Origin of the sequence: Nonomuraea sp. MTCD27 (assembly GCF_041950495.1) — a bacterium.
Lineage (GTDB): Bacteria > Actinomycetota > Actinomycetes > Streptosporangiales > Streptosporangiaceae > Nonomuraea.
In genome coordinates, this window is the sequence record NZ_JBGNUW010000008.1 from 203,766 (window position 1) to 230,141 (window position 26,376).

Annotated in this window: 28 protein-coding genes; 16 read left to right on the plus strand and 12 right to left on the minus strand. The window is 72.4% G+C overall.

Annotated elements, in window-relative coordinates:
- Positions 1 to 112: 112 nt before the first annotated feature.
- The 3 genes from ACBJ59_RS24740 to ACBJ59_RS24750 form a co-directional block, all read right to left on the minus strand.
- A complete protein-coding gene (locus tag ACBJ59_RS24740; protein WP_375112613.1) occupies positions 113 to 2,440 on the minus strand; it encodes a DUF4132 domain-containing protein in 2,328 nt (775 codons plus the stop codon).
- 51 nt (positions 2,441 to 2,491) lie between these two features.
- Positions 2,492 to 3,355 carry an oxidoreductase gene (locus tag ACBJ59_RS24745; protein WP_375112832.1) on the minus strand — a complete coding sequence of 288 codons (864 nt, stop codon included), beginning with the start codon at positions 3,353 to 3,355 and terminating at the stop codon, positions 2,492 to 2,494.
- 210 nt (positions 3,356 to 3,565) lie between these two features.
- On the minus strand, positions 3,566 to 4,741 hold the full coding sequence (locus tag ACBJ59_RS24750) for a WD40 repeat domain-containing protein (protein ID WP_375112614.1): 1,176 nt from the start codon (positions 4,739 to 4,741) through the stop codon (positions 3,566 to 3,568).
- A 167-nt stretch (positions 4,742 to 4,908) separates the two neighbouring features.
- Between ACBJ59_RS24750 and ACBJ59_RS24755 the strand changes: the two genes are divergently transcribed.
- Positions 4,909 to 5,322: a VOC family protein gene (locus ACBJ59_RS24755; protein WP_375112615.1), complete on the plus strand. Its 414-nt coding sequence runs from the start codon at positions 4,909 to 4,911 to the stop codon at positions 5,320 to 5,322.
- Between the two features lie 23 nt (positions 5,323 to 5,345).
- On the opposite strand, the gene ACBJ59_RS24760 is transcribed toward ACBJ59_RS24755, so the two are convergent.
- A complete protein-coding gene (locus ACBJ59_RS24760) occupies positions 5,346 to 6,296 on the minus strand; it encodes an AraC family transcriptional regulator (protein WP_375112616.1) in 951 nt (316 codons plus the stop codon).
- A gap of 81 nt (positions 6,297 to 6,377) precedes the next feature.
- Between ACBJ59_RS24760 and ACBJ59_RS24765 the strand changes: the two genes are divergently transcribed.
- Positions 6,378 to 7,223, plus strand: a complete 846-nt coding sequence (locus ACBJ59_RS24765) for an NAD(P)H-binding protein (protein ID WP_375112617.1) — start codon at positions 6,378 to 6,380, stop codon at positions 7,221 to 7,223.
- Between the two features lie 282 nt (positions 7,224 to 7,505).
- On the opposite strand, the gene ACBJ59_RS24770 is transcribed toward ACBJ59_RS24765, so the two are convergent.
- The gene (locus ACBJ59_RS24770; RefSeq protein WP_375112618.1) at positions 7,506 to 8,543 is read right to left on the minus strand and encodes an LLM class flavin-dependent oxidoreductase; all 1,038 of its coding nucleotides are present in this window, start codon (positions 8,541 to 8,543) and stop codon (positions 7,506 to 7,508) included.
- Between the two features lie 181 nt (positions 8,544 to 8,724).
- Here ACBJ59_RS24770 and ACBJ59_RS24775 point away from each other — a divergent pair, with 181 nt between their 5' ends.
- Positions 8,725 to 9,702, plus strand: a complete 978-nt coding sequence (locus tag ACBJ59_RS24775) for a hypothetical protein (RefSeq protein ID WP_375112619.1) — start codon at positions 8,725 to 8,727, stop codon at positions 9,700 to 9,702.
- A 3-nt stretch (positions 9,703 to 9,705) separates the two neighbouring features.
- The gene (locus tag ACBJ59_RS24780; RefSeq protein WP_375112620.1) at positions 9,706 to 10,554 is read left to right on the plus strand and encodes a hypothetical protein; all 849 of its coding nucleotides are present in this window, start codon (positions 9,706 to 9,708) and stop codon (positions 10,552 to 10,554) included.
- A gap of 13 nt (positions 10,555 to 10,567) precedes the next feature.
- Here ACBJ59_RS24780 and ACBJ59_RS24785 read toward each other — a convergent pair whose 3' ends face one another.
- Positions 10,568 to 11,089, minus strand: coding sequence for a DUF1707 domain-containing protein (locus ACBJ59_RS24785; protein WP_375112621.1), 522 nt, complete (start codon positions 11,087 to 11,089; stop codon positions 10,568 to 10,570).
- A 200-nt stretch (positions 11,090 to 11,289) separates the two neighbouring features.
- Here ACBJ59_RS24785 and ACBJ59_RS24790 point away from each other — a divergent pair, with 200 nt between their 5' ends.
- Together ACBJ59_RS24790 and ACBJ59_RS24795 are read left to right on the plus strand one after the other, a co-directional pair.
- Complete coding sequence (locus ACBJ59_RS24790) at positions 11,290 to 11,823, plus strand: PadR family transcriptional regulator (RefSeq protein WP_375112622.1); 534 nt, start codon at positions 11,290 to 11,292, stop codon at positions 11,821 to 11,823.
- Positions 11,820 to 12,560: an ABC transporter ATP-binding protein gene (locus ACBJ59_RS24795; RefSeq protein ID WP_375112623.1), complete on the plus strand. Its 741-nt coding sequence runs from the start codon at positions 11,820 to 11,822 to the stop codon at positions 12,558 to 12,560. The genes ACBJ59_RS24790 and ACBJ59_RS24795 overlap by 4 nt, the downstream gene beginning before the upstream one ends.
- A 620-nt stretch (positions 12,561 to 13,180) precedes the next feature.
- On the opposite strand, the gene ACBJ59_RS24800 is transcribed toward ACBJ59_RS24795, so the two are convergent.
- The gene (locus ACBJ59_RS24800; RefSeq protein WP_375112624.1) at positions 13,181 to 13,750 is read right to left on the minus strand and encodes a helix-turn-helix domain-containing protein; all 570 of its coding nucleotides are present in this window, start codon (positions 13,748 to 13,750) and stop codon (positions 13,181 to 13,183) included.
- Positions 13,751 to 13,815: 65 nt separating this feature from the next.
- Between ACBJ59_RS24800 and ACBJ59_RS24805 the strand changes: the two genes are divergently transcribed.
- The 5 genes from ACBJ59_RS24805 (at position 13,816) to ACBJ59_RS24825 (ending at position 17,546) form a co-directional block, all read left to right on the plus strand.
- The gene (locus ACBJ59_RS24805) at positions 13,816 to 14,646 is read left to right on the plus strand and encodes an aspartate/glutamate racemase family protein (protein WP_375112625.1); all 831 of its coding nucleotides are present in this window, start codon (positions 13,816 to 13,818) and stop codon (positions 14,644 to 14,646) included.
- Positions 14,647 to 15,362: 716 nt separating this feature from the next.
- Positions 15,363 to 16,040 carry an SDR family NAD(P)-dependent oxidoreductase gene (locus tag ACBJ59_RS24810; protein ID WP_375112626.1) on the plus strand — a complete coding sequence of 226 codons (678 nt, stop codon included), beginning with the start codon at positions 15,363 to 15,365 and terminating at the stop codon, positions 16,038 to 16,040.
- Between the two features lie 48 nt (positions 16,041 to 16,088).
- The gene (locus ACBJ59_RS24815) at positions 16,089 to 16,517 is read left to right on the plus strand and encodes a MarR family winged helix-turn-helix transcriptional regulator (RefSeq protein WP_375112627.1); all 429 of its coding nucleotides are present in this window, start codon (positions 16,089 to 16,091) and stop codon (positions 16,515 to 16,517) included.
- On the plus strand, positions 16,507 to 17,022 hold the full coding sequence (locus tag ACBJ59_RS24820; protein WP_375112628.1) for a hypothetical protein: 516 nt from the start codon (positions 16,507 to 16,509) through the stop codon (positions 17,020 to 17,022). The genes ACBJ59_RS24815 and ACBJ59_RS24820 overlap by 11 nt, the downstream gene beginning before the upstream one ends.
- 89 nt (positions 17,023 to 17,111) lie before the next feature.
- Positions 17,112 to 17,546 carry a GNAT family N-acetyltransferase gene (locus tag ACBJ59_RS24825; protein ID WP_375112629.1) on the plus strand — a complete coding sequence of 145 codons (435 nt, stop codon included), beginning with the start codon at positions 17,112 to 17,114 and terminating at the stop codon, positions 17,544 to 17,546.
- 83 nt (positions 17,547 to 17,629) lie between these two features.
- On the opposite strand, the gene ACBJ59_RS24830 is transcribed toward ACBJ59_RS24825, so the two are convergent.
- Positions 17,630 to 18,004 (minus strand): nitroreductase family deazaflavin-dependent oxidoreductase, encoded by a 375-nt coding sequence (locus tag ACBJ59_RS24830; RefSeq protein WP_375112630.1) that lies wholly within the window; start codon positions 18,002 to 18,004, stop codon positions 17,630 to 17,632.
- Positions 18,005 to 18,161: 157 nt separating this feature from the next.
- Here ACBJ59_RS24830 and ACBJ59_RS24835 point away from each other — a divergent pair, with 157 nt between their 5' ends.
- Positions 18,162 to 18,929 carry a TetR/AcrR family transcriptional regulator gene (locus ACBJ59_RS24835; protein ID WP_375112631.1) on the plus strand — a complete coding sequence of 256 codons (768 nt, stop codon included), beginning with the start codon at positions 18,162 to 18,164 and terminating at the stop codon, positions 18,927 to 18,929.
- Positions 18,930 to 18,944: 15 nt separating this feature from the next.
- Here the strand turns inward: ACBJ59_RS24835 and ACBJ59_RS24840 are convergent, their stop codons facing one another.
- Positions 18,945 to 20,096: an SMI1/KNR4 family protein gene (locus ACBJ59_RS24840; protein ID WP_375112632.1), complete on the minus strand. Its 1,152-nt coding sequence runs from the start codon at positions 20,094 to 20,096 to the stop codon at positions 18,945 to 18,947.
- A 598-nt stretch (positions 20,097 to 20,694) separates the two neighbouring features.
- Between ACBJ59_RS24840 and ACBJ59_RS24845 the strand changes: the two genes are divergently transcribed.
- On the plus strand, positions 20,695 to 20,997 hold the full coding sequence (locus ACBJ59_RS24845) for a hypothetical protein (RefSeq protein ID WP_375112633.1): 303 nt from the start codon (positions 20,695 to 20,697) through the stop codon (positions 20,995 to 20,997).
- A gap of 152 nt (positions 20,998 to 21,149) precedes the next feature.
- Here ACBJ59_RS24845 and ACBJ59_RS24850 read toward each other — a convergent pair whose 3' ends face one another.
- Positions 21,150 to 21,359: a 4-oxalocrotonate tautomerase family protein gene (locus ACBJ59_RS24850; protein WP_375112634.1), complete on the minus strand. Its 210-nt coding sequence runs from the start codon at positions 21,357 to 21,359 to the stop codon at positions 21,150 to 21,152.
- A gap of 125 nt (positions 21,360 to 21,484) precedes the next feature.
- Between ACBJ59_RS24850 and ACBJ59_RS24855 the strand changes: the two genes are divergently transcribed.
- Positions 21,485 to 22,321 carry a helix-turn-helix transcriptional regulator gene (locus ACBJ59_RS24855; protein ID WP_375112635.1) on the plus strand — a complete coding sequence of 279 codons (837 nt, stop codon included), beginning with the start codon at positions 21,485 to 21,487 and terminating at the stop codon, positions 22,319 to 22,321.
- Positions 22,322 to 22,873: 552 nt separating this feature from the next.
- On the opposite strand, the gene ACBJ59_RS24860 is transcribed toward ACBJ59_RS24855, so the two are convergent.
- The gene (locus tag ACBJ59_RS24860) at positions 22,874 to 23,575 is read right to left on the minus strand and encodes a response regulator (RefSeq protein ID WP_375112636.1); all 702 of its coding nucleotides are present in this window, start codon (positions 23,573 to 23,575) and stop codon (positions 22,874 to 22,876) included.
- On the minus strand, positions 23,572 to 24,771 hold the full coding sequence (locus ACBJ59_RS24865; protein ID WP_375112637.1) for a sensor histidine kinase: 1,200 nt from the start codon (positions 24,769 to 24,771) through the stop codon (positions 23,572 to 23,574). Before ACBJ59_RS24865 ends, ACBJ59_RS24860 begins: the two co-directional genes overlap by 4 nt.
- A gap of 215 nt (positions 24,772 to 24,986) precedes the next feature.
- Between ACBJ59_RS24865 and ACBJ59_RS24870 the strand changes: the two genes are divergently transcribed.
- Positions 24,987 to 25,790 carry a hypothetical protein gene (locus ACBJ59_RS24870; protein ID WP_375112638.1) on the plus strand — a complete coding sequence of 268 codons (804 nt, stop codon included), beginning with the start codon at positions 24,987 to 24,989 and terminating at the stop codon, positions 25,788 to 25,790.
- A 153-nt stretch (positions 25,791 to 25,943) separates the two neighbouring features.
- Positions 25,944 to 26,360, plus strand: a complete 417-nt coding sequence (locus ACBJ59_RS24875; RefSeq protein ID WP_375112639.1) for an HIT family protein — start codon at positions 25,944 to 25,946, stop codon at positions 26,358 to 26,360.
- Positions 26,361 to 26,376: the final 16 nt, after the last annotated feature.

Below are 26,376 nucleotides of genomic sequence, written 5' to 3' on the forward strand. Positions count from 1 at the left end.
GATGCCGGTAGTTGATCAGGTGTCGCTTGCATGACAACTGCAGCCCACATGATCTCCCCGGCCGGCACCGGCCGAAGCCGCCGGCCCGTGCGGGGGCGGCCTGACAGCGGGCTTACCTGATCTGGCGGAGGATGCTCTCGTCGGTGATCTTGGTGTCGTTGGCCAGCAGTAACGCCTTGCTGAGGATGAGAGAAAGCGGGCCGTCCTCCTCGAAGGGGAGGAACCGCCGGGAGTCGCGCGTGCGGGCCGGGACGATGCACAGGTAGACGCCGTCGGGCTCCATGAGGATGTTCGTGCTGCCCAGGTGGATCTTGTAGGTGCGCAGGTCGCCGCGGACGACGAGGAACCGGTCGGTGAGGGTGAGCCGGTCGGCGGCGGCCGTGCGGGGAAGCAGCCGCGCCAGCGCGTCGCGGCGCACCTCGGCCGACGGGGGCAGCGGGCCGACGGAGGCCTGCCTCCAGTAGGCCTGGTGGTCGTCCTCGCCGCGGTCCTGCCATTGCGGGTCGGCGGCGATGGAGGTGACGGCCACGAAGAGGTCCACGTCCCGCATCGCCTCGCTGAACACCAGCGGCGGCACCTCGGCCAGATCGGCCTGTACGAAGCCGCGCCCCTGCCGCCGGTCGAAGCGGACTTGGCCGGTGGCGGCCAGTGTCACCTCGTGGCCCTCCACGCCCGCGGCCTCGTATCTGAACCGGACCTGCCAGGCACCCTCGGCCAGCCCCTTGCTCGCCTCCGCGGTGTAGCCGCCGTCGAAGGGCCCCAGCCAGGTCGTCCGCCAGCGGCGCTCCTTGAGCAGCGCGTACAGGCGGGGATGGTCGACGATGTGGGCGGCGAAGCGGTTGGAGTAGACGCGGGTGCTCTCCTCGGCGGGGGTGAGCGGGTAGGTCTCGCGGAAGGCCTGCTTGAACGGCTGTCGCAGCCGGCGCTCGGTCACCGTCCTTCGCCAGGCGGCGGTCTCCTCCGGGGTGGCGCGTGCGGTGTGCCACAGCCGGACCTCGGAGGCGGGCACGGAGGCGGGGACGGTCTCGTCCGGCAGGAAGGTGTGCCCGTCGGCCGTCCAGATCAGCCCGCGTGCGACGGCGCCGGTGATCGGGTGGTCGCGGTAGTGGCGGGCCCACTCCTCGTACGGCCACGCCCGGTCCGTGGTGAAGAGCTCCTCCAGGCGCGTGCGTTCGGCCGACAGCGTCTGGCGGATCTCCTTCAGCACGGCCTTGAGCGCTTCGAGCTCGGCGGTCTCCTTCAGCGCGACGGGGACGGTGCGGACCGTGGCGCCGTCCGGCGATCGGAAGCCGAGCCGTGCGGTCTTGGCGTTCTCGACGGCCAGCACCGCGGTCCAGCCGTCGATGGTGCGCGTCAGCGTCCCGTCGGGCCCGAGCCCGTGGTCGGGGATGTTGCGCTCCAGCATCTGGCCGGGCGTGATGCCGAGGCGGGCGGCGGCGGCGTCGAGGGCGGTGTCGATCTGCTTGTGCAGCGCCCGATGCCTGATCCGCCGGCGTAGCTGCCACAGCGCCCGCATGGCGACGGGGCCGGGGTAGACGCCCAGCGCGTTGATCGCCGCTCCGGCGAGCTTCAGGTCCTCCCGCAGGCCGCGGTGCACTCCCGAGGTGCGCAGGGCGAGCTCCGTCAGCTCCGGCACGGCGTCGTCCATCGGCAGCAGGGCGGCCGCCCAGACGAACCCCCTGGCCACGTCGGTGTTGGCGCCGGAGACGATCAGCTGGGCCGGGCCCCAGGGGCTGTCGACCTCGCTGACCCTTCCGAAGGCGTTCACCGCGGCGCGCACCAGGTCGCCCGCTCCGTCGGTCTGGAGCAGCTCCAGGCATCGGCCGCGCCAGGTCTTGGCGGGCCGCGGCCCGTTGAGCTCGGCGAGGTGGTCGACGAGCCGCACCAGGCCCTCCGGCGGCGCGGCGCCGAGGTGGTCGCGTACTGCCATGGCCCACTCGTCGCAGGGCACGAGGGCCGCGAGCGGCATCGCCTCGGGGCCGGTGCGGAAGACGCGTGCGATCAGGCCGTGCAGCCGTCGGCGTGCCCCCGCCTCGATGCCGCTCGTGGACACCGCTTCGACCAGCGGCCTCAGGGGCTCCCACACGATGGTCCGATCCTCGTCGTCGAGGCTCGCCGCCAGCTCCAGCGCCGGCGCCAGCCAATCCTCGTCGCGGTAGTGGATCTCCCGCTCCCGCATGACGGTGAACAGCGCCGCGACCTCCGCCGCGGTCCACCCGTCCGAGCCGGACAGTGCCAGGTAAAGCTCGCTCGCGAGGTCGTCCAGCGTGGCCTGGGCGAGATACACGGCGGCGGCGCGCCGGGCGAACCCCCGCTCCCGGGACAGCCGGTCTCTCAGGCGGAGGCGGTCGTTGCCGGCCTGCGTGATCCAGCCTGCTGCGGCGAGCGCGGCCTCGACCGCCGACTCCACCTCGGAGTGGTGCGCGAGTGGTTGACGCATGGCCGGGAGCATGCCAGGCCGCACCGACAGATCTCGCCGCGCGGGTGGAGATCAGGCGGCCCGGAGCGAGCTCCCGGGGAAGGCGACTCCCGTCAGCTTTTCGGAGACCTCCCACAGGCGGCGTGCCACCTCCGCGTCCCGCGCCCTCGCCGAGCGACCGACCAGCTTCGGCGCGCCGCGTCCCTCCAGGAAACCGCTCGGGCCCGCGTAGCTGTCGCCCGGAATGTGCGCCACGGCCGCGTACAGCGTGGGCAGGGCGCCGTCGTCGTCGCTCTGCGCGAGAAGGCCGGCCGCCGCCTGCTGCACGAGGTGGCGCACGCGTCGCCGGCCGTCGAACTTCAGCAGGTTCGTGGCCGCCATGCCCGGATGCGCGGCGGTGGCGATCACCGGCGAGCCGGCTTGGGCGAGCCGTCGCTGGAGTTCCGCGGTGAACAGCAGGTTGGCGAGCTTGGACTGCGCGTACGCGGCCATCGCCCGGTACGGCCTGCGCTCCCAGTTGAGGTCGTCGAAGTCGATCGAGCCCACCTTGTGACCGTTGGACGAGACGATGACGATCCGTTCCCGGATCCGCGGCAGGAGCAGGTTCGTGAGCGCGAAGTGCCCCAGGTGGTTCGTACCGAACTGCAGCTCGAAGCCGTCGGCCGTGCGGGAGAACGGCGGGATCATGACACCCGCGTTGTTGATCAGCACGTCGACGGGCTCGGTGAAGCCCGCGGCGAACGCGCGGACCGAGGACAGGTCGGCGAGGTCGAGCCGCCGGACCTCGACGCGGATCGTCAGGGCGGCCGAAGCGCCGTTCGGGCTGATGAGCGAGCTGATCCTGCAAGGGCAGGAGCAGGGTGCGCTCCAGGCGGGTGACCCCGAGCGGATCGGGATCGTCCTGTTCGCGACCCTCCAGGGCATCGCCTCGCTCATCAACGGCAACATCGTCAAGGCGGAGCTGCTCGACGGGCTGGTGGAGACCGCGGTCGAACAGTTCCTGCACGGTGCCGGCCCGCTCTCGTAGTACATGCCGAGCCGGTCCACGACGCTCACGCCGGCATCCGCGATCGGGTCACGCACCGCTCTCCGTTCGGCTCGGAAAGGCGGTCACCTCTACGACGACGTTCGAGCGGGCGGCCGGGGTCACCAGGCTGCGCGGGGTTCGGTGCCCTCGCCTGGCCGCTCGGCGACGGTGATCGGCACCGAGGCGGCCGTGCCGCCGGCGAGGTCGATCCGGTAGGCGTGCCACTTGTGCACGTACAGGAGGTGCTCGCCGGTCCCGTCGACGCTGAAGCGCAGGCTCAGCGACGCGCCCGGCGGCCGCTCCGGGCGGGCGAGGACCTGCGCCGGCCCGCCCGCCAGGGCGATGCGTTCGACGGTGTGCCCGGTCGCGTAGATCAGCGCGCCGCCGTCCGGGGTGTGGGCGGTCGACTCGATCGGCATGCCGCCCGCGCCGTTCTTGATGATCCGGGACGCCGCGCCCTCCAGGCCGGCGTCCGGGCGGGCGAGGTCGAGCAGGCCGATGGCCCGGCCACCCAGCACGTACGCGAGCGAGCGGCCGTCCGGGGCCCACGACAGACCAGTCACCATCGAGTACGTCGACGTCCAGTCACGGCGCCTGCCGGTGGCGGCATCGAGCACGGAGATCTTGGCGCCGCCCCCGATGAGCGGCGTGGCGTAGGCCAGCCGGGTGCCGTCGGCGCTGAGGGCGAGGTCGTAGACCGACTTCAGGTAGTCGGGGTCGGTCTGCGTGATGGCCACCGGCTGCTCGGGGCGCCCGTCCTGCCCGAGGCGCACCAGGAAGAAGCGGATGTACGGGTCCTTCGGTTCGGTCCAGCCGGCGATGGCGAACGTGCGGTTGTCCCGGGCGGCGGCGACCAGGTGCCAGGAGCCGGCGATGCCGGGCGGCAGCGGGACGTTCGCGACGATCGCCCCGGTCTCCGCGTCGTGCACGGCGGGCGGCACCGGGGTGAAGACAGCGGTCTTCGTCCTGCCGGGGAAGTGGGTGAGCGGAGCGCGCGCGGAGACGAAGAACCGCGGCCGGCCCGTCGCCGGCAGGGGCGCTCCGGTCGCCAGGGGATCGGCCAGGGAGGTCGCCGGCGGGAACGGGTGCCGTACGGGACCCGAGGTCGTCTGCGCGGGCTGCGGCAGGCGCACCGCGGTCGACGGCGACGGCTGCGGCGGTGACGCCGGTGGCTGGGTCGCGCCGACGAGCGACACCCGATCGGCGGCCGGATCGGCGCAGCCACCGACCAGGACGGCCACCAGGACGGCGGCCAGGGCCGATCCGGTCAGAGCGGCGGACGCGGATGAGGGCATGCAGCGATCATCGTACGGAACGGCCTTCTCGACCAGCCCGCGATCCGACCGGCTCGCCGCTGTGCCCGATGCCCGGCTGCGGGCCACCGCCACGAAGGTGGGTACGGCCGGTCCTACCGTCGGCCCGTCCCTGGTTACCGGCTCGCCAGTCGGCCAGTCTCGTCCATATGGCCATTACCTTCTCCCACGACCACGTCGGCATCAGCGTGACGCCCGAGCAGCTCGATGCCACCATCCAGTGGTACGCGAGCAAGCTCGGTTTCGCACTCCAGCAGCGGTTCGACTCCCACGGCACGACGTTCGCCTTCATCGTCAGCGGAGGCGTGAAGATCGAGTTGCTCGCGGGCGCGTCGCGCCGTCACGAGGCGCCGGCCGAGGACGTGCTGGCGAGCATGGACCCGGAGCGGCTGCACCATTTCTGCCTCGCCGTCGAGGATCTCGACGCGACCGTGTCCCAGCTGCGTGACAGTGACGTGCCGCTGATCGGCGGGCCCATGGACGTAGCGGCGATCGGTCAGCGCATCGCGTTCGTCACCGACAACCTCGGCAACATCATCGAGCTCACCGCTCGGCTGAACTGATCGCCGGCCGTGGTCGGCGTCGTCTACGCCCCCGGTCCGGCCCGCCACGCCGGCTCGGGGCGCCGGTGGTCACTGGGCCGGGTGCCGCGCAGCCGCTTGAACGCCACGCTCAGCGCGAAGGCGTTGGCGTAGCCCACCTTCCGGGCGATCGTGCCCACCGTGAGGTCGGTCTCCCGCAGCAGGTCCGCGGCCAGGGCGATCCGCCAGCCCGCCAGGTAGGACATCGGCGGTTCGCCGACCAGCGCGGTGAACCGCCGGGCGAGCGCCGCCCGCGACACTCCCGCCTTGGCGGCCAGGTCCGCCACCGTCCACGGGTGGGCGGGGGTGTCGTGCAGCAGCCGCAGCGCGGCGCCCACGACCGGGTCGTCCAGCGCCCGGCACCAGGCCGGGGCATCGGCGCCGGGGTCGCCGAACCAGCTGCGCAGCGCGGAGACCAGCATCAGGTCCAGCAGCCGGTCCAGCACCAGCTGTTGTCCCGGCCGGTCTGCGGCGACCTCCCCGGCCACCAGCTCCACCGACGGGTAGGGGCCGCCCTCTGCCGGCACCACCAGCACGGCGGGCAGGGCCTGCAGGAGACGTTCGCTGAGCTCTCCCTTGCGCTCGAAGGCCCCGCTGACCAGCACGGCCGCCCCGTCGGCGGGGGTTCCGCAGGTCCGGGCGGTCCGGGACGCCTGCTCGACGCCCTCCGACCCCGGGCAGTAGTCGGCGCTGGTCACCTCCAGCGAGGGTGTGGCCGCGGGGTCGTCGGCCACCGTGTAGGGCGTGTCGCCGCGGACGACGGCGATGTCGCCGACGCCGATGGGCACCGGCTCGTGCCGGTCGGGAACGATCCAGGCCCGGCCGCGCAGCATCGTGGCCAGGGTAAGCGGGGCGCCACTGGCCATCCGCAGCGCCCAGGGCGGCCGCATGATCGTCTGCCGGAAGACGGCGCCGCGCGCCCGTACGTCTGCCAGCAGCTGCGACACGGCGTCCATGCCCTCGAGTGTAGACGCCTAGACATCGGCCAGAGCTTTCCAGCCATGGATCGTCTCGTCCCGGGCCGGTTGACTGGGCCCATGTCTGAACATCCGATTCTTGTCACCGGGGCGACCGGCAAGTCAGGCCGCCGCGTCGTCAGCCGGCTGCGGGCCATGGGGCTGCCGGTTCGCGCGGCGGCCCGCAACGGCGAGCACGCCTTCGACTGGACCGACAGCGGCACCTGGGACGCCGCCCTGGAGGGCGTGCGGTCCGTCTACATCGTGCAGCTGGACGGCACGAAGCTGGTTCGGCCGTTCATGGAGCGGGCGGTGCGGCACGGGGTGCGGCGGGTGGTGCTGGCCTCGGGGCGCGGGATCGACGATCCGGACTACGCGAGGGACAGCGGCGGCATCCTGGCGGGCGTCGTCGACAGCGAGGCCGCCGTGCGGGAGAGCGGTCTGGAGTGGACGATCAGCAGGCCGGGCTGGTTCGCGCAGAACTTCAGCGAGGGTTTCTTCGCCGATGCCGTCCGCGCCGGTGAGCTGCGGCTGCCCGCCGGCGACGGGGCCGCCAGCTTCGTCGACGCCGAGGACATCGCCGCGGTGGTGGTCGCCGCGCTGACCGAGGACCGGCACGCGGGCCGGATCTACGAGTTGTCCGGCCCCCGGGCGGTGACGCTGGCCGAGGCGGTCGCCACGATCTCCGAGGTCACCGGCCGCGACATCCGCTACGTGCCGCTCTCCGTCGAGGACTACGTCGCGGAGCTCGTCCGGCAGGGACTGCCGCCCGCGGACGCCGCGGCCTTCGCGGACGTCATCGAGCCGCTCAGGGAGGGTACGGACGAGTACGTCTCCGACGGCGTGCAGCGTGCCCTCGGCCGCCCGCCGCGGACCTTCGCCGAGTTCGCCAGGTCCACCGCCGCCGCGGGCGGCTGGCCGGCCTGACCGTCTCCCCCGGAACCTGAGGTCGACCACACGCTCATGACGCGGACCTGGCCGGAGCCCTCATCGTTCCCGTACGCCGCCGTCCACGCGCAGGCCGACCCGTTGATCGCCTGGTTCTCCAGCAGGAAGACGGCGGCGTCCACCACCTGCGCCGTGGTCGGCAGCCGGCCGGTCAGCGTTCCGCCGCCCCGCGTACCGGCCCAGCGGCGACCGTACGCGAGGCCTTTTGCCCGCATCGCTCCGGGGCGCCCCACCGTGGGTGCACCCCGGCAGCCCGCCGGCTCAGGTGGCCAGTTTCGCGAGCTCGGCCATCTCCGCCGGCGGATCGACCACCGGCTGGATGACGATCTCGTCGATCCCGGCCTGTTCCAGGGTGGCGATGCGGGCCAGGAGGTCGTCCCGCGTTCCGACCAGGGCCAGCGCGTCGATCAGCGACGGCAGGATCAGATCCCGGTCCGCCGGTGCGATGCGTCCCAGGTAGTCGCGGTAGAGCGCGGTGTGCCGGTCCGGCGCGGTGGTCGTGGTGCCCCGCCGGGCGAGGAGTGACCGCACCGCGTCACGTTCCGCGGCCCCGAGCCGTTCGGCGAACGCGGGTGCCTCGGCGGCGAAGGTCAGCAGCGACATGACGATGTGGCCCGTCGCGTCCCGGACGGCGTCGCCGTAGGGGGCCTCGCCCTCGTCGAGCACGTACAGCGAGGTCATGACGTAGGAGTCGGCGTCGTGAGGCGCGCCCGCGGCCTGCCGGCGAGCATGGTGGAAGGCGTTCCACGCCGCGGGGTCCAGCAGCGCGAAGGAGATGATGCCGGCGCCGCGGCGGCCGGCGACGGCGGCGGCCTTCAAGCCGTTCGCGGCCACCACGAACTCGATGGGGTCAGTGGTGTTCACGTGCTGCCCGGCATGCAGCAGCCTGATGTCGCGGACCTGGTCGCCCTCGCGGTACTCGACGGTGCCGCCGGCGCACAAACCCTGCAGCGCGGCGGTGAACCTCTCGAGCTCGGCCGTCGTGGCCGGCGGCAGCCCCAGGGTGCGGCGGGCGGTGTTCCCGGTGCCGATGCCGCAGATGATCCGACCTGGCGCCAGCGCGTTGAGGCTGGCGAACGCGCCGGCCGCAGCCGGTGTGGACCGCAGCGCCGGTGAGGTCACGCCGACGCCGAGCTTGATACGGCTGGTGACCTTCGCACACGCCCCGAGCGCCACGAACGGGTCACCGTGCAGCATGGGCGTGTCGTAGACCCAGAAGCTGCTGAAGCCCAGCCTCTCGGCCCGCACGGCCAGCTCCTCCACACCCGGCCGTGCCGTGACCACGATGCCTTTGCGCATGACGGCTCCGATCGCTGGACGGTCAGGGCGGCGGACATCTCCACGATCACAGACGACCTCGCCGCACGTACACCGCCAAGGGGATTCCGGTGCAAGCGGTGTGCAAGCGCCAGCCGGGATGATCTCCCCGAGAAGACCGCCGGATCCCGAGCGGACCGGCGACGCGTAGATCAGGAACGGCATGACTGGCACATCCCCCATCCGCGGCAGGTCCGGAGACCGCCGGCGGCAAGCCCTCGTTCTCGACCCCGACCTGCCCGAAGCGCACCGCCGGGCGATGGCCGCCCATCCCGAGCACCTGCCGCCCGCGCCCGAGCGGCCCGCGTGGGGCGGCCGGACGGGCGGTGACGTGCTGGCGGCCCTGGCGCTGTCGGCGCTGTGGGGCTTCCTCCCTCTGGTCCCGGCGCTGGCTCGCCGCGGCCACCGCCGTGCGCTCGTCGCCGGAGCGGTGCTGCTCCAGGTGGCGGTCCTCGCCGTCTGGATCGCGTACGGCTTCCCGGTGTTCTTCCTCGCCTGTCTCGCCGTGCAGGGCATCGCGGCCGTGGCGCTGCTGGCCATGGCGGGCGAATCCCCCGTGGCCGGGTACGGCCGCCGCCACCACGGCAGGTACGTGCACGCGTCCATGCTCGAGCCGCTGGACGCCGCGCTGCTGGATCGCACCGTGGCCGCGACGGACACCGTGCTGAACTCCCCCATCGACCGGGACGGCCTGCTCGACGGCATCGCCAACCGGGTGGCCCTCCCCCGCCAGGCCTGGGAGATCGCCGAGACGCTGACCGAGCTGACCCGGCTGCGCCGCGAACAGGACAACGCCCGCTCCGGCCGCGTCACCGAGAGCATCTCCACCGTGCTCGCATCGCAGGAGGAGGCGCTGACGGTCGCGACCCGGGCGCTGGCCCGGCGCATCTCCGCCCTGGAGGAGTACGCGTGGCGTACCGAGGAGGCGGAGGCCGTCTACGCCGAGTGGCGAACGCTGCAGGACCTGGCCGAGGACGGCGACGCCTACCGCGAACTGCTGTCCAGGACGGTCCGCGACCACCTGGCGGCCGGCGAGGTCGGCGAGCTGACCGAGCGTGCGCGGCATCTGGAGGAGTCCCTGCGCCACAGCGTCGAACAAGCCCGGCGCGCCGGCCTCACCCTGCTCACCCCGGAGGGCTGACCCGTGCCCAGGACTTCCGACCGCATGCGCGACCTCATGGCGCCGTTCCCCGGGTGGCTCCGCCTGGTCGGCGGCGCGCTGCTCCTCACCGAGCTCGCCGTCGGCCTGCACCTGGCGACAGGTGACGGCACGCCGGCGACGCCACCCGCGCAGGCGTCCCCCACGCCTGCTGCCGAAGCGATCGCCACTCCCACTCCCATTCCTACTCCCACTTCCGCTCCCCCTTCCGCCGTCCCGACCCCCAGTCCGACCTCGAGCGATCTCGTGGTCAAGAGGATCGCCGAGGGGACCGTGGTCACGCTCCGGCGTCACCCCGGCAAGGGCGCCAAGGTGATCGGCAGGGTGACCGACCCCAAGACGGGCCTGTCCTTCGCCGAGCTGGGCGCGCCCTGGCGCAGGAGCCGCCCCATCAGCGACGGCCCCGTCACGGACGGCCGCTACAACCTGCGCCAGACGCTGCTCACGGAGTCGTACGGCCCGGACGGCGACCGCGAGTGGTGGGCGGACATCGACTCCCAGCACCTGTGGTCCGAGCTCGACGCGGGCGACAGCCTCTACGACGCCGCCCGGGCGATGCTCGACGCCAAGCAGGCCGGCGCGTTCCCGTCGGGCACGACGGGCGAGGACATCGCCTCACAGCCGGTACGCCACGGCTGGCTGCTGGCCCGGATGATGCGGATGCCGCCGAGCCCGGACGGCCGCGAGGCATCGCAGGAGCTGTCCGTCACGATCGCCGTCGACACCGGCCGCCCTCGCCCGGCCGTCCTGTGGATCACGATCCCCGACACCCACAAGCAGCTCTGGCCCGACGTTCACACCCTGGTGAAGTCGCTCAAGGTGGTCCCGGCGTAAGGACGGGCGGGCCTCAACGCCGCGCGTGGCGGACCTTCAACCGTCCCAGCCCCATCGTCCCGGAGATCCGGATCCTCGGCCCGCCGGGACGGGGGCGCCGCCGGATCCGGTAGAGCGGGCCCTTCCACCCGGTACGCAGGTCATCCATCTCGACGATCGCGTCGCGAGGCACCGTGATCGTGGCTCGGCCGGTGCCGAGCTGCAGCTCGATGTCGATCACCGGATGCTCGACGACGGCCCGGGACAGGTCCAGCCGCACCCTCCCGAGTGCGGACTCGACCTTGAGGACCCGGGGCACCCGCCATGCTCCGCGCCGCTGGATCAGGCCGCCGACGGCGGCGATCGTGGCTGGACTCTCCGTGGGGAGCGAGGCCAGGGGCGGGACGAGGTCGCTGGGATTTTGGGCGGTGAGCACCTGGTGGAGGCGTTCGTCCATCTCCTCGTAGGAGAGGTGCCCCTCGGCGTACGCCTCCTGCAGGCGCCGCACGGCCGCCTCGCGGTCGTCCTCGCTGATCACTGACAGCGGGCCTTTCATCGGGCGACCTCCTGGGTACGGCGTACGCGGTTATTCCGGCCAGACTAAGTCACTGAGTACGCTGTACGCAAGGACTGCGTCGCCACGGCCCTCCGGCGGGACCGCGACGACCAGCGCCCGGCCGGCCACTCCTCCAAGCGTTTGACATCCCCGGCGGCCAGCCGCTACCTATTGGCCGACCGCTAGAGGGGTGGAGTGCGGTGCAGGACGCAGTGCTGGCGATGCTCGCCAAAGAACCGTCGCACGGTTACCATCTGCGCGCCCGGCTGCAGCGAAGCCTCGGCCCGCTGGGCGGCTCGATGAACCCCGGTCAGATCTACGTGACCCTGGCCCGGCTGGAGAAGGCCGGGCTCGTCGTCTGCGAGCACGCCGACGGCCTGCCCGAGCGGCCGGAGCGCAAGGTCTACGCGCTGACCCCGGCCGGGCAGCAGCGGGTGAGCGCGTGGCTGGCCGAGGTGGGCTGGCCGAAACCGGACCTGGCGGAGTTCCACCTCAAGCTCGTCGCGGCGGCCGCGACCCGGCTGGCCGACCCCGTCGGGCTCGTGGCGGCGCAGCGCCGTGAGCTGCTGCGCCACCTGCGCGAGGCGCAGCACGCCGTTCTGGCCGAGCCGGCCGGATCGCCCGCCGTCCTGCTGCTGGAGGGGGTCGTGCTGCGGCTGCGGGCGGACCTGCGCTGGTTGGAAGCCTGCGAGCGGGCCTGGTCCGCCGTCGATGACGATCCCGAGGACGCATGAACGTACCGCGTGCCGTGGTCCAGGTCCGCGGCCTGGTGAAGGATCACGGCCAGGGGCCGGGCCGGATCCGCGCGGTCGACGAGGTCGACCTGGAGGTGCCCGAGGGAGAGACGCTGGCGGTGATGGGCCCCAGCGGCTGCGGAAAGTCGACCCTCCTGCACCTGCTGGGCGGCCTGGAGCGGCCCACCGCCGGAGAGGTGTGGCTGGCCGGGCGGCGCGTCGACACCCTGAGCGAACGGGCCCTGGCGCGGCTGCGGCGGCGGTCGCTGGGGTTCGTCTTCCAGGCCTTCCATCTGGTGGAGGAGTTGTCGGCGGCGGAGAACGTGGAGCTGCCCGCGCTGCTGGCCGGGCGCTCGCGGCGCGAGGCCCGGCGGCACGCGATCCTCCTGCTGGAACGGGTCGGGCTCGCCGACCAGGCCCGGCATCTGCCGTCGCAGCTGTCCGGCGGGCAGCGTCAGCGGGTCGCCATCGCCCGCGCGCTGGTCAACGAGCCGCTGGTCATCCTGGCCGACGAACCGACCGGCAACCTCGGCACCGCGGCCACCCTCGACGTGCTGAGGATCTTCGAGGAGCTCCGTTCGGCCGGGCAGACCCTGGTGATCGTCACGCACGACGAGCGGGTCGCGGCCTGCGCGGACCGGTTGGTCTCGATGCGGGACGGGATGTTCGTCGACGACGTCCGGCTGACCGGCACCGGCACCGGCCGGCTCGGCGACCTGATCGGACTGGAGGACTGACCGCCGCAGGCCGCCGCCGCTCCTGCGCCGCTTGTGTGTCGCTCGCGCACCGTTCCCGCGCCGTTCCCGCGCCGCCGCTCTCGCACCGTTCCCGCGCCGCCGCTCTCGCACCGCTCCTGTGCCGCTCCTGTGCCGTTCGTGCGCCGTTCCTGCGCCGTTCCCGTCGTGCGCCTCGTGCCGGCCGACCTCCGCCGGGACAAGACCCAGGCCCTGATGCTGCTGCTCGCGGTGACCCCCGCGACCGCGCCGCCGGTCCCGAGCCTGCGTCTGCCCCCGAGCTTCCCCCTGGGGCCTGGCCCGGAGCCTCCCCTGGAGCCTGGTCCCGAGCCTGCCCCTCCCCCTGTCGCCTGCCCCTGCCTCTGTTCCTGGGCAGGGCGCTCTGGACGCTTCACGACTAGACCCGGACGGCCACCGCCGGGCCGGCCTGACCGACCATCTCACCGGCATCTCACCAGCGAGCACCAGGCCGGTGCCGGTGGCACCGGCCCTTGAGCAACAGGGACGAGGCGGACCGGCCGGCACGCCACAGGTCCACCGAGAGCGACGGCGGGATGCCGACACCGCCGCGGATCCGTCATATCCGCAATGCCATGCGCACCGACGTACTCGATCCCCTCAGCTCATACGTGCTCCATCACGATCACCCCCGTCGTGTCGGGATCGAGGGCGGTGAAGACATGCGGCGCGTCGCCCGGGTAGGACAGGTAGTCGCCGGGAGCCAGCTCGACCGGCTCGTCCACGGGCCCCGCCAGGGCCCGCCCTGTGCTGATCAGGAGATGCTCGACCGTGCCCGGCATGTGCGGCTCGGAGCGCCGGGACTCCCCCGGTTGCGCCTCGATCCTGTAGAGGTCGCGGCGCGCCCCCGGCGGGCTGGCGGCCAGCAGTGTCGCGGTGTAGTGGGCCTGGCCGGAGTGGGCGGCCGGGCCCTCACCGGCACGGATCAGCTGTACGGCCGGGCGCGGCGGGTCGACCAACCGGCTGAACGGCACGCCGAGCGCGACGCCGAGCGCCCAGAGCGTCTCCAGGCTGGGATTTCCGGTGCCCGACTCGAGCTGGGACAGCGTGGACTTGGCCAGGCCCGAGCGTTTCGCGAGCTCGGTCAGCGAGATCCCGGCACGGTCGCGCTCGCGCCGAATCGCCGCCGCAATACGTTCGAAGGGAGGTTTGCCGTCGGCCACCGTTCGCTCCACCAGTCTTCTCGTTCGATTTGACGAACACTCGTTCTTGGTCCACTATAACGGCCAAGCGTTCCGACATGCCGAACGGGGGATGGGACATGCACGACCTGGAGGAGCGTCACCGGCCGCTCGAGAGCCGCCACGACACGCACCGGCACGGCGGCGTCGACGCCACGATGAGACACCTGGGCATCCTCGCGCACAGCACCGAGGGCGCCGCGCTGAGCTTCCTGTCCTTCTGCCAGGAGGGCTTCCGGCGCTCGGGCGAGCACGACCATCCCGACGTGACCCTCGACTACATCCCGTTCGGCCGCAGCATGCCCGCCTGGGACGCGGGCGATCACGACGCGGTGCGCAGAACCCTCGCGGTCAGCGTGGCCCGGCTGGCCCGGGCCGGCGCGGAGTTCTTCGTCTGTCCCGACAACACCGCCCACCTGGCGCTCGACCGCCCGGGCCCGGCCCTCGCCCTGCCGGGCCTGCACATCGCCGAGGTGGTCGCCGAGCAGGCCGCCCGTGACGGCCACACCCGCGTCGGCGTGCTGGGCACCTCCTACACGATGCAGGGCCCGGTCTACCCACGCGCCCTCAGCTCCCGGGGCATCGCCGCGGAGCTGCCGGATGCGGAAGATCGCCGAACGGTCAATGAGATCATCTTCACCGAGCTGGTCAACGGCGTGTTCACCGACGACTCGCGGGCGGCATACCTCGGGGTCATCGAACGACTGGCCGCCCGAGGCTGCGACGCCGTGGCCCTGGCCTGCACCGAGATCCCGCTCCTGATCACCCCCGAGCACTCCCCGCTCCCCACACTCGACTCCACCCGCCTCCTGTCCACCGCCGCCTACGACGCAGCCACCGGCCTACGCCCGTTCCCCTCCTGGCGCGGCGGACCTCCCAGACCCTCCTGACCCACCGCGGTCGACGCCCACCCGCTCGACCACCTCGACACCCACCTGCCCACCGACCTCTGTACGACCTGGCCACCCGTCCGGGCGCACCCAGCACTCTGCCACGCCCCAGCCAGGGGTGATGAAGTGCTTCCTCGCCAACGCGGGCACGGTTCGCCTCGGCAGGCCGGACGGTCCCGTCGTGCTCGAGGCCAGCGGACTACGCCCGTTGCCGCGCGGACGATCCGCACCGCTACGAGGCAGTCGGAGGCGCGGCCCGCGGAACCTCGTGCTGCGCTGCAGCAGGCCGTACACCAGCTCCACGACATCGCGGTGCAGGTGAGGCCGCCCGGCGACCAGATCCTGGTCATGGCGTGCGCATCGGCGGCGGGCAGGGCGGGAAAGAGGCGCCCGGCGGCCTGCGCCCGCACGACGGCCTGGAGCTGCCGCCCTGCTGGACACAACTCTGCCGGTCACCGCCCCGCCTCGTCACCACCCCGCCTCGTCACCGCCCTGCCGGTCACCACCCCGCCTCGTCACCGCCCCCACCGAGCGCCGCAGTGTCCTGGGCGACATCGTCGAGGAGCGCAACCAGCCGCACCACCGGCCCGCATCGCGCAACACACCCGGCCCGAATCGCGAAGCCCGCTCGGCCTCGCCACGTCGTCGCCGGCGACGAGTTCCCCCGCCGCCGTGGCATGTTGTGATCAAGTGCAGCGCGCATCAAGGGAGTCGTCATGGGACATGTGCTGGTGACCGGGGCCACCGGGGGTATCGGGACCGCGCTGGTCGGCGCGCTCGTGGAGGCCGGGCATCGGGTGACCGCCGTGGGGCGCGGCGCCGGGCGGCTGGACGTACCGGGGATCGAGGCGGATCTGGCCGAGCCCGGGACGCTGGCCGCCGCCATGGGGGCGCTGGAGGATGCGGGGAAGCTGGGGGATGTGCAGGCGCTGGTGCATTGCGCGGGCATCTCCCCCGTCGCGGCCGTCTCCGACGCCGGCCCTGAGACGTGGCGGCGGACGCTGGCGGTGAACGTGGCCTCCGCCGCCGAGCTGGTACGGCTGACGCTGCCCGCGCTGCGGCGGTCCAGGGGCCATGTGATCTTCGTCAACGCCTCGCCCGGGATGACGGGGGCCCCCCGCTGGTCGGCGTTCGTCGGCAGCAAGGCGGCGCTTCGAGAGTTGGCCGATTCGCTGCGCGAGGAGGAGGCCGCCCACGGGATCCGCGTCACCACGGTCTATCCCGCGGCGACGGCGACCGACCTGCTGGGTGAGGTCAGGCGGGCCTTCGGGCGCCCGTACGACCCCGAGGCGTGCATCCGGCCGCAGTCGCTGGCGGCGATGATCGTCTGGGTGCTGAGCGCCCCCGCCGACTCCTACCCCTGCGAGCTGTCCGTGCTGCCCTCCCCCTGCTGAACCGGCGACTGGTTGCGCCATACAACCATCTGGTTGTATGGTCGAACCATGGCGGATGATCGGGAACTCCAGGAAGCCGTGGCCCGCTTCGTTCGGGCCTTCGGCCTCCACCAGCCGGACCAGACCCCCTGCGGGCAGCCCATCCCGGTGTCGGAGGCGCACGCGCTGGGCGAGCTGGCCAGGGACGGAGCGCTGCGGCAGAGCGATCTGGCGCACCGGCTCCGGCTGGAGAAGAGCACCACCAGCCGGCTGGTCACGCAGCTCATCAACCGCGGCTGGGCCGAGCGCACCCCCGCACCCGACGACGGGCGCGGCGTGCTGGTCCGGCTCACGCCACAAGGGGTGCAGGCCGCGGCCCGGCTGGCCGAGGCCAGGGCCGAGCGGTTCTCCACCGTTCTGAACCGTGTCCCCGAGGGCGAACGCGGCGACGTGCTGCGCGCCCTCACCATCCTCACGGAGGCCATAGATGACCCTTGAGAATCGACGCGTCCAGGCGCTCATCGTGGCGCTCGCGCTCGTCGTCGTCGCCGCGACGGCGTACGTGCTCGTCATCCGTGACGAGCGACAGGCGCTGGCCGCCCGGCAGGCCGAGATCGCGGCCAGGAGCCGGCAGGTGATGCCGTTCGACCTCGAGCGCACCACGCACCGTTTCGCCAAGTCGGCCACCGGCGGCGAGCAGACGGTCACCTCCGACGACCCGGCCGACGCCGAGCAGGTGCGGCTGATCCGGGAGCACCTGACCGCCGAGGCCGCGGGCTTCAGCAAGGGCGACTACGGCGACCCCGCCTCCATCCACGGCGGCGAGATGCCGGGCCTGCGCGCGCTCGAGCAAGGCCACACCCGCATCGACATCCGCTACGCCCAGCTGCCCGCCGGCGCCCGGATCACCTACACCACCACCGACGCCTCCTTGCTCACGGCCCTGCACGCCTGGTTCGACGCCCAGGTCACCGACCACGGCCAGCACGCCGAGCACGGCTGACCCCTATCCTCCTCATACCCGGCCTGGGTACGGTTTCCTTCGCCCATCTTGATACCTAACCCCCGTACCGTTCTCACAAAAGGAGCACCGTGACAGCGATCCGTCGTGCCACGCCCCATGACGCCCATGCCGTGCACCGGCTCATCCGCAGCCTGGCCGAACACCAGGACCAGACAGCGGCCATCACCGTGACCGTCGCCGGCCTCGAACGGATGCTGGCCCGCCCGGAGATCACCTACCTGATCGCCGAGCGCGACGGCCAGGCCATCGGGTACGTCTCCTGGCTGCAGCGGGTCAGCTTCTGGTCCGGCGAGGACTACCTCGCACTGGACGACCTGTACGTGGACGGCACGGAACGCGGCCGTGGCGTAGGAGAGCAGCTGATGCGGGCCGCCGCCGATGCCGCCGGCGGAAAGGTGATCCGCTGGGAGGTGGCCGAGACCAACGTGGCCGCGCAACGCTTCTACGCGCGCATCGGCGCCACTCTCCTGTCGAAGAAGATCGGCCGCTGGCGTCCGGAATAGCCCGCCGGGCGCGTGTTCGCGGGTTGTCGATCGTCAGCCCGCAATCAGGTCCGGATCGTCAGCCTGCAACCAGGTTCAGATCGTCAACCTGCGACCAGGTCCATGCGGAGGAACTCGCTGATGCGGAGCAGCTTCGGTGGGCGTTTCACGTCGTCGGACAGGGCCTGGAACGCCTCGTCCTCCCCGACGAGGCGCGGGGCGGCGAGCTCCACCTCCTTCCCGTCGACCCGCAGCCGTGCGCTGCTGGCCGCCAGGATGTTCTGCACCCAGTCCGAGCGGGATCCATAAACCAGGACGAACAGGTAGCCGCCTTCGACGGGAAACGCGTCGAGAGGGGTGCGGTACGTCGCGCCGGAGTTACGTCCGACGTGAATCAGGACAGGCCACTTCCCGCCCGCGAGCGCGCGGGGGTTGAACACTCGCTTGTTCACGTGCCCCCACCACCTCGGCATCGGCATCGGGATCTCCTTGCCTCGCCCCGGTGGGGCGCGTCGTGGGCCGGATGTTCGCCGAACTCCCGGCACCCGGGATGACTTACGCCCGTAAGGCGGCTTACGTACGTAAGGATGGCTTACACTCGTAAGGCTGTCAACCGCCCACACTTCCGGAGCCGTCGTGCCACCACCGTCACCGCCACGGCAGCCGCTCAGCCGAGGTCTCGTGCTGGAGGCCGCGATCCGGGTCGCGGATCGCGGCGGCGTGGAGGCGATCACGATGCGCCGGGTGGCGCAGGAACTGGGCGTGGAGGCGATGTCGCTCTACCACCACGTACCGAACAAGGACGCGATGCTCGACGGCGTGGTCGACATGGTGTTCGCGGCGATCAAGCTCCCCGGTGCCGGGTGCGACGACTGGCGCGACGCGATCCGTGCGCGCGCCTCCTCCGCGCGCGCGGTCCTGTCGCAGCACAGCTGGGCTCTCGGCCTCATGGATTCCCGTCGCAACCCGGGGACGGCGACGCTGCGCCACCACGACGCCGTCCTCGGCGTCCTCCGGGAGGCGGGGTTCACGCTGCCGATGGCCGCGCACGCCATCTCGCTCATCGACAGCTACATCGGCGGGTTCGTCCTCCAGGAGGCGAACCTGCCGGTGATGACGCCGGACGACATGGAGGAAGTGGCCGGCGGCATCCTCGAGCAGCTCCCGGCGGACGAGTTGCCGTACCTCACGGAGATGATCGTCGACCACGCCCTGCGGCCGGGCTACGACTACACGAGCGAGTTCGGCTACGGCCTGGACCTGATCCTGGACGCGCTCGAAGCCCGCCGGAGGCAGAGCCCCGATCCCGCCACCGACCCCGCCACCGGCACTGGCACCGGCACTGGCACTGGCACTGGCACTGGCACCGGCAGCGGACCTCGCGCCTCCACCGCGGACCGGTGATCGGCCGGCCCGCGTTCAGCCCCGTCTCGTGGCCAGAAGCTCGCGTCCGCGTTCCGGCGTGATCAGCCGGGCGGCCCGGGGGTCGGCGAGCAGGGCGATGGGTGCGAGCTGGTCCTCATGCAGCGGCCGCCAGTGGACGAGGGCGTCGCGCAGGCGCGACCAGGAATCTCCACCGGTACCTCCGCCGGCATCCTCGCCGGCGTCGAGAGCGGCGTGCGCGGCCACGTCGAACTCCGGGTTGCCGAAGCAGAGCCGGAACCCCGGCTCCCTCCGCCGCGCCTGATGCCGTCCGAGCAGGTGCCTGACCCACTGCGGCCCCCGCTCGCGCAGGGACTGGAGCGTGGAACCGGAGGCGAAGCGGCGGTCCCGTTCGTGCGCGGCGAACAGCAGCGGTACGACCTGCACGGCGAACAGTCCCTCGTCAAGGGTCCACGACCGGGTGTCGTCGTTCCTGAGCAGCCGGCGAAACGGGTCGTCGTCGTCCTGCCTCAACAGGGTCCGCATCTGGAAGTGCAGGAACGAGGCGCGGTCGCGGCCGAAACGCGCGGCCTGCGCGAACACGGCCAGCGGGCCGTCCACCTCGCCGCGCAGGCTCTCCAGCCGGGCCTCCTCGACCCTGGCGTCCCAGGCGCGCTGGGTCTCGCATCGGGGGCGGTCGAGGGCGTGGAATCCGGCGTAGAAGTCGTACATCTTCTCGTAGAACGAGCCGTGCCGTTCGGGGCCCATGGCCGTCCAGGAGAAGACGTCGTAGGCCGCCCACTCGCCGCGCTCGTCGACGTCGCCCGGATCGAGGTAGATGACGCCGGCGTCCGCCTCCAGGGAGATCAGCAACGATCGGGCCGCCGCGGGCTCGGTCTCCTCCTCGTCACGGCCAGCGTACACGTCGGCCCAGCTCGGCTCCAGGTCGGCCAGCCAGCCGATCTCCTCGGTGCCCCGCAGCCTCCTGACGAACTTGCCCGCGTTCCGCCAGCCGTTGGTGACGAGCAGGAACTCCCGGAACGACGGGGGCAGCACGCGGCCCAGGCGAGCCTCCAGGGCGCGTATCTCGTCCTCGGTGGCGGGCGGGCGGCCGAGCCAGGGGTCGTCGTCCGGCTCCTCGCCGGGGTGGGCGATGCGCCACTCCTCGCTCCAGCGCTGGAGAAACGGCTTCCATGCGTGACGGTCCACGGCGGGCTCCTACGGGGTCGTACGTGCTGGTCCCGCCGAGCGCGCAACCGGTCCGGCCGGCGACTCCCCCGCCCGGCTGTCGCACTAGTCTTGCTCACCGCCGGACCCTGACGGAACGAGACGCTCGATGACCCTCCCCAACGTGCAAGAACTCCGCGAAAGCTCGCGTCGGCGAGCCGCCGGCCGGCCCGAAGGTCCCGCGCTGAGCCGCGTGGAAGACCTCCGCGGCCCGGACGGCATTCGGCCGAGCGGACGCACCCGCCGGCCCGCGGCCGGCGAGGTGAGCAGCCGGTTCGGTCGGGTTCGGATCGTGTGCACGACGCTCGCGCTCCGGGGGCCAGTGCGGCCATGACGACGAGGTTGGGCACGGCCGGGGTTCGCCACCAGGGACGGAAGTCGGCGAAGGGCTCGGTGCCGTGCATGTCCGGGTTCGCGGCGTATCAGATGTCCCACAGCGGGTGCCAGAAAGCGTCCGCGACGGGGTTGCTCGGGTACCGCCCGACGCAACCAGAACGCGTAACTCGCGCTGAGCGCGACCGCCGGCGACGGGACCAGACCGGGCCACTGCGGGGACCCACACCGCGAGACCCACGTCAACATGCCCAGGACCAGCGCGGACAGCACGAAGAGCGCCCCGGGCTCCGCCGTTCGCACCCGGGCGACGGTGTCCACGTGCTGCCGCAGGCCGGGCCGGACCAGGTGCGGACGTGCGGCCGGCGCCTCGCGTACCACCTGCTCCGTCTCGGCACCGACGGCGCTGTTCATCGCCGTCACCACCGCGCCGAACGACAGCATGGCCGACGTCAGGAGCACCGCCGCCCTGACCGTCCGTGGCGGTGGCCCCTCTCCCGCGATCATCCTCGCCAGGCTGCAGGGCTCGGGTGCGTGGGGACTGTCGTGAAGATCGTGGGGTGGGGCGATGACCCGGCCAGGAAGGATCACATCTGCGATCCGGCCAGGACGACGCTCCATGACCACGCACTCTGAGGCGTTCGTTGCGGAGCTGCCATCCCGGCCCCGCAACGTCGCCGTCGCCGCGGGGCCGGGAACGGCTCAGGCCTGCTGCTCGATCCTGGCCAGGGTGAGGACCTCGCCCCGGATCCCCCATCCGCCGTCGGAGACCTCGTCGACGAGCACCATCGTGTTGCCCCGCACGGCGTCGCCGAAGGTGGCGCAGTACAGGTCGGTGACCTTGACGACCAGGTCCTCCTTCTGCTCGGCGGTGAGGGTTCCGGCTGGGACCTTCAAGTTCGCGAACGGCATCCGTTTCTCCTTTTCGGTTCGGTGGTTCCCACCATGTCCGGGCGGAGCAGGGGTATCCAGGTGCCCGCTGTCCAGGGGCCGGCGCCCCCTGTCTCGCGGTGGAGCCGGTGTGGAACGCTGGGCCGGTGAACCTTTCCGAACTCGGCAGCTTTCTCCGGACCCGGCGCGCGCGGATCAGCCCCGCGGAGGCCGGCCTGATCAGCGGGCCGCGCCGCCGGGTGCCCGGCCTGCGCCGGGAGGAGGTCGCTCAGCTGGCCGGGACCTCGGTGGACTACTACATCGAGCTGGAACGAGGCCGTGGCGCGCAGCCGTCGGCCCAGGTCCTGGCCGCGCTGGCCCGCGCGCTGCGGCTGGACGAGGACGAGCGGGAGCACCTGTTCCTGCTCGCCGGACGTACGGCACCGGCCGGTCACGGGACGGCCGTGCACGTGCAGCCGGCGATGCTCGCCCTGCTCGACCGGCTCGACACGACGCCCGCGCGGATCATCACCGACCTGCACGAGACCCTCGCGCAGAACCGGCCGGCCACGGCGCTGATCGGCCCGCCCACCAGCGACAGCTTCGTCAGCCGGTGGTTCACCGATCCCGGCAGCCGGTCGATCTATCCCGAAGCGGATCATCCGCACCATTCGCGCGTCCTCGTCCACGACCTGCGCGCCGCGGTGGCCCGCCGCGATCATGACGCGCAGTCGATGGAGATGGTCGTCCGGCTGCGCCGTTGCAGCGGGGAATTCGCCGATCTCTGGGACACCGGCGACGTCGCGGTACGCCGGGGGGACCGCAAGCGGATCGTCCATCCGGCGCTGGGTGTGGTCGACGTCCACTGCCAGAACCTGTTCAGCGAGGACGGCAGGCAACGCCTGCAGTTCTTCACCGCCCCGGCCGGCAGCCCGGCGGTCGAGCAGCTGCGTCTGCTGTCGGTGATCGGCGTCCAGAAGCTCGCTGAGCCCTCACTCCCGTAGGACCTTCCGGCGAACCATCAGCCGGCCCGACCTGCGGCATCCCGGACGCGGTCGGCGGCACGCTCGGCGAGCGCCGTTCACCCTGCCGACGTGCTGCTCACCGCCCGGCCCCCGCCGACACCCGCGTGGACCCGGCGCTAACGTCGCCCCCGCCCTGACCCACACCCGCGTGGACCCGGCACTCGTGCCACCTCCGCTCTGGCCGACCCGCATGAACCCCGGCGCGCTCACGTCACCCCCGCCCTGGCCGACACCCGCATGGACTCCGCTCTCGTCCACCCCCCCACCCCGGCCCCCCCCCGCACTCGTGCCACCGCCCGCTCCCGCCGACACCCGCGTGTGAACCCCGTGCTCGTGGCGGAGCGTGGCCTCCGGTGCCAGGTCATCATGGTGGGCCCGTCCGCGCCTGACCTCGGCCTCACTTCAGGCCGACCTCGGGGGATGCCGCGCGAGCCACCGCCCGCGTGCACCTGGGCGCCCTCCCCCGCTCCCCCCGGCTCCTCCGCTCCCGCCGATCCACGCCCATGCGCGCCTGTGCCAACGCCGAACCGGTCAACGGCGCCCGTCCGGGACGGTGATCAGGCCGCCTTCGTAGGCCGCGATGACGAGCTGAGCCCGGTCGCGGGCGTGCAGTTTGGCCAGGAGGCGGCTGATGTGGGTCTTGACCGTGCCGACGGTGAGGTGAAGGTGCTCGGCGATCTCGGAGTTGGACATCCCCTTGCCGATGAGGGTGAGCACCTCGCGCTCGCGCTGGGTGATGTCGTTGAGGTCCCGCACGGCCGGGGCGGGGTGCGGGTCTCGCAGGAAGTCGGCGATGAGCCGGCGGGTCACGGTGGGTGCGAGCAGCGCTTCGCCGGAGGCGACGACGTGGATGGCGGCGAGCAGTTCGGTCGCCGTGGCGCTCTTGAGGAGGAAGCCGCTGGCGCCCGCCCTGAGCGAGGCGTAGACGTATTCGTCTTGATCGAACGTGGTGAGGATCAGAACGCGGACACCGGCATTGGCGGGGTCGGCGCAGATATGCCGGCTCGCCTCGATCCCGTCCATGTCCGGCATCCGCACGTCCATGAGGACGACGTCCGGCCGCTGCCGGCGGGCCAGGAGCACGGCTTCGGCGCCGGTGCCCGCCTCGCCCACGGTGGTCATCCCTGGCGTGCTGTCGATGAGGACTTTGAGGCTGTCGCGGACCAGGACCTGGTCCTCGGCGAGCAGGACCCGGATGGGCGGGCGCGGATCGTGCGGGGCGGCATCGATCATGACAGGGTACCGTCCGGGTCGTAGGGCAGTCGAGCCGCCACGCGAAAGCCTCCTTCGGGCCGGGGTCCTGCGCTGAACGTGCCTTCGTACATCTTGACCCGTTCGCGCATGCCGATCAGCCCGTGTCCGCCGGAGCCCGCTCGCGGCGGCCGGCCGTGGCGGGGACCGTCGTCGGTGACCTCGATCGTGGCGGCGCGGCCGTCGATGTCCACGGTGACCGAGCAGCGGGTGGGCCCCGCGTGCGCGATGACGTTGGTCAGGGCCTGTTGCACGATCCGGTAGACCGACACCGCGACCGCGGGAGGCGGCGCGGCCTCCCCGCGGACGGTCAGGTCGACCTCGACCCCGGCCGAGCGGGCGCCGGCAGCCAGCTCGGGCAGGTCCGCCATGCCTGGGACAGGCACATGGGCCTCCTGCAGATCGCCGTCGGACCGCAGGAGGCCGAGCACGCGATGGATCTCGGCGAGCGTGCTCCGGCTGGTCTGCTCGATGACGGCCAGCGCGGCGCGCACCTCCTGGGGACGGGCGTCGGCGACATGGTTGGCCACGGTGGCCTTGACGGTGATCAGGCTCATGCTGTGGCCGATCACGTCGTGCAGCTCGCGGGCGATGCGCCTGCGCTCGTCGGCCACCGCGGCCTCGGCCAGGTGACGGACGAGGCGGGCGGTCGTCTCCCGCTGAGAGCGGACGGCGGCTCCGACGACCCATGCGGTGGCCAGGAGGAAGCAGGTCGCACCGATCTCCACCGGCCAGTACGGCGGAATCTCGCTGGGCGACGCCGGGGGCGCCAGGCCGGGGAGCACCTGGTCGTAGAAGATCAGGATCGCGCCCACCGCGGCGAACGCGCACGCTGCGGTGGCCGCCACCGACCATGCGGCCGAGACGGTGGCGGCCACCAGGTACAGCACGAGCACGGTCGGCACGAAGGTCACCCAGATCGCGCTCGCCGCGACGGAACCGGCCATGGTCGCCAGCACCCCCGCCGCGCACGCGAGAACGAGCATGGCCCGCGGCCAGCGTCGCCGGATGGCGATCGGGAAGCTCACCACGGCCGCCACCGGCCAGGCCGACCACGCGGGCCACGACGACGACGGCCCGGGCGGGTCGACGATGGCGTATCCGACGGTCAGCGCCACAATGACGGCCGCCGCCACATCGACAGCGCCCTTTCCACCGACCCGCCGTGCCCAGTTCATGCCGAGAAGTTATCGCCTCCCCGGATCACCCGGCATCTGCCCAGGGTCTGATATCCCGCATCCGACCAGGGTCGTACCACCTGCTCGTACCCGCCGGCCGAAATGCGACCTGGGCCAGACGCGCCGCCACCGTACCGGCCGTCACCATGCTGGTGCGCCCGGCGAACCGTGCCGGGACGCGCCCACCCCGACACCGACGAGACGGGCAGGAACCCATGAACATCGATCTTCGCCGGCGAATCACCGGCTGGCGACAGGCCGGCGCGGACCGGCGGGCCGCCAATGCCGCGGCCAACCTGGACCGGCAACCCCCGTTCCCCGGACGATGGGTGAGCGCCGTCTCGCTGATCGGCGGCCCCACCCTGATCATGGCCGGGACCCTCCTGCGCTCCCCGTTCTACTACTTCGTCCCGTACCAGCTCGTCGCCTACACCCAGCACCCCACCCTCATCACCGCCGCCTACGTCTGCTTCGCCGCCGGGTTCATCATGCTGTGGCCGGCGGTCATGACGCTGGCGCAACGGATCGCCGCCACCAGCCCGCTGTGGGGGCTGTGGGGCGGCTGCCTGGTGATCGTCGGCCTGTTCACCCGGACCTTCCAGTTCGGCACCGATCACCTGGCCTTCCACCTGACCGACGGCCTCGGCCTGCAGACCATGCTCAACGGCATCGACCACTACTACGAGACCTGGCGGGACACGGTCTGGCATCCGTTCAGGGCCATTTCCGGACCGGCCTTCTTCGGCTGGATCGTGCTGGCCATCGGCGCCTACCGCTCCGGCGCCCTGGGGCTGGGCCGCTCGATCGCGCTCGGCCTGATGTCGGCGCTCGCGCTCGGAACCCTCAAAGGCACCGAACCGCAGTCCTTCATCGCCGTCGGCGGCCTCTGCGTCGCCTTCATCCCCCTGGGCATCTCGCTGCTGCGCGGCGGCCCCCCGCCGACCAGACGCGCCATGGTCTGGATCGTCGTCCTCATCGTCGTGCACGTCCTCATGACGGCCTACGGCCCGAGAGGATGACGGCCCCGGACCGGCGGTACGTCGGCGGACAGGGAAGCGGCGACGTAACGTCCGCACCGGCGGAAGGCAGGGAACGGGCAGGACTTCCGGCCCGGCGGCGGTCGTGAGAAATGCCCATGCGGCGGAGCTGCCGCAACCGAGACCATGCTTCACATGAGCGTCTGTATCTTCTGCGCGATCATCGCAGGGCGGGCCGAGGCCGCCATCGTCCACGAGGACGACAGCGTGGTGGCCATCTTGGACCACAAACCGGCCAACGTCGGTCACGTACTGGTGATCCCGCGCGTGCACGTGGCCGGGCTGGCGGACTGCGATGACGCGGTCGGCGCGGCGATCTGGCGGACGGCCCGGCGGGTGTCGGTCGCGCTGCGGGCGTCGGGGCTCCGTTGCGACGGGGTGCGGCTGTCTCTGGCCGACGGGGAGGCCGCCGGGCAGGACGTCTTCCACCTGCACCTGCACGTCGTGCCGCATTATCCGGGGGACGGTGTCGTGGTCACCGCTGACTGGAAGAGCCGCTCGCGTGAGTCTCTCGACCGCGACGCGGCGCTGATCCGGCGGGCGCTCGCGTGATCGCTCAGGGCGGCGC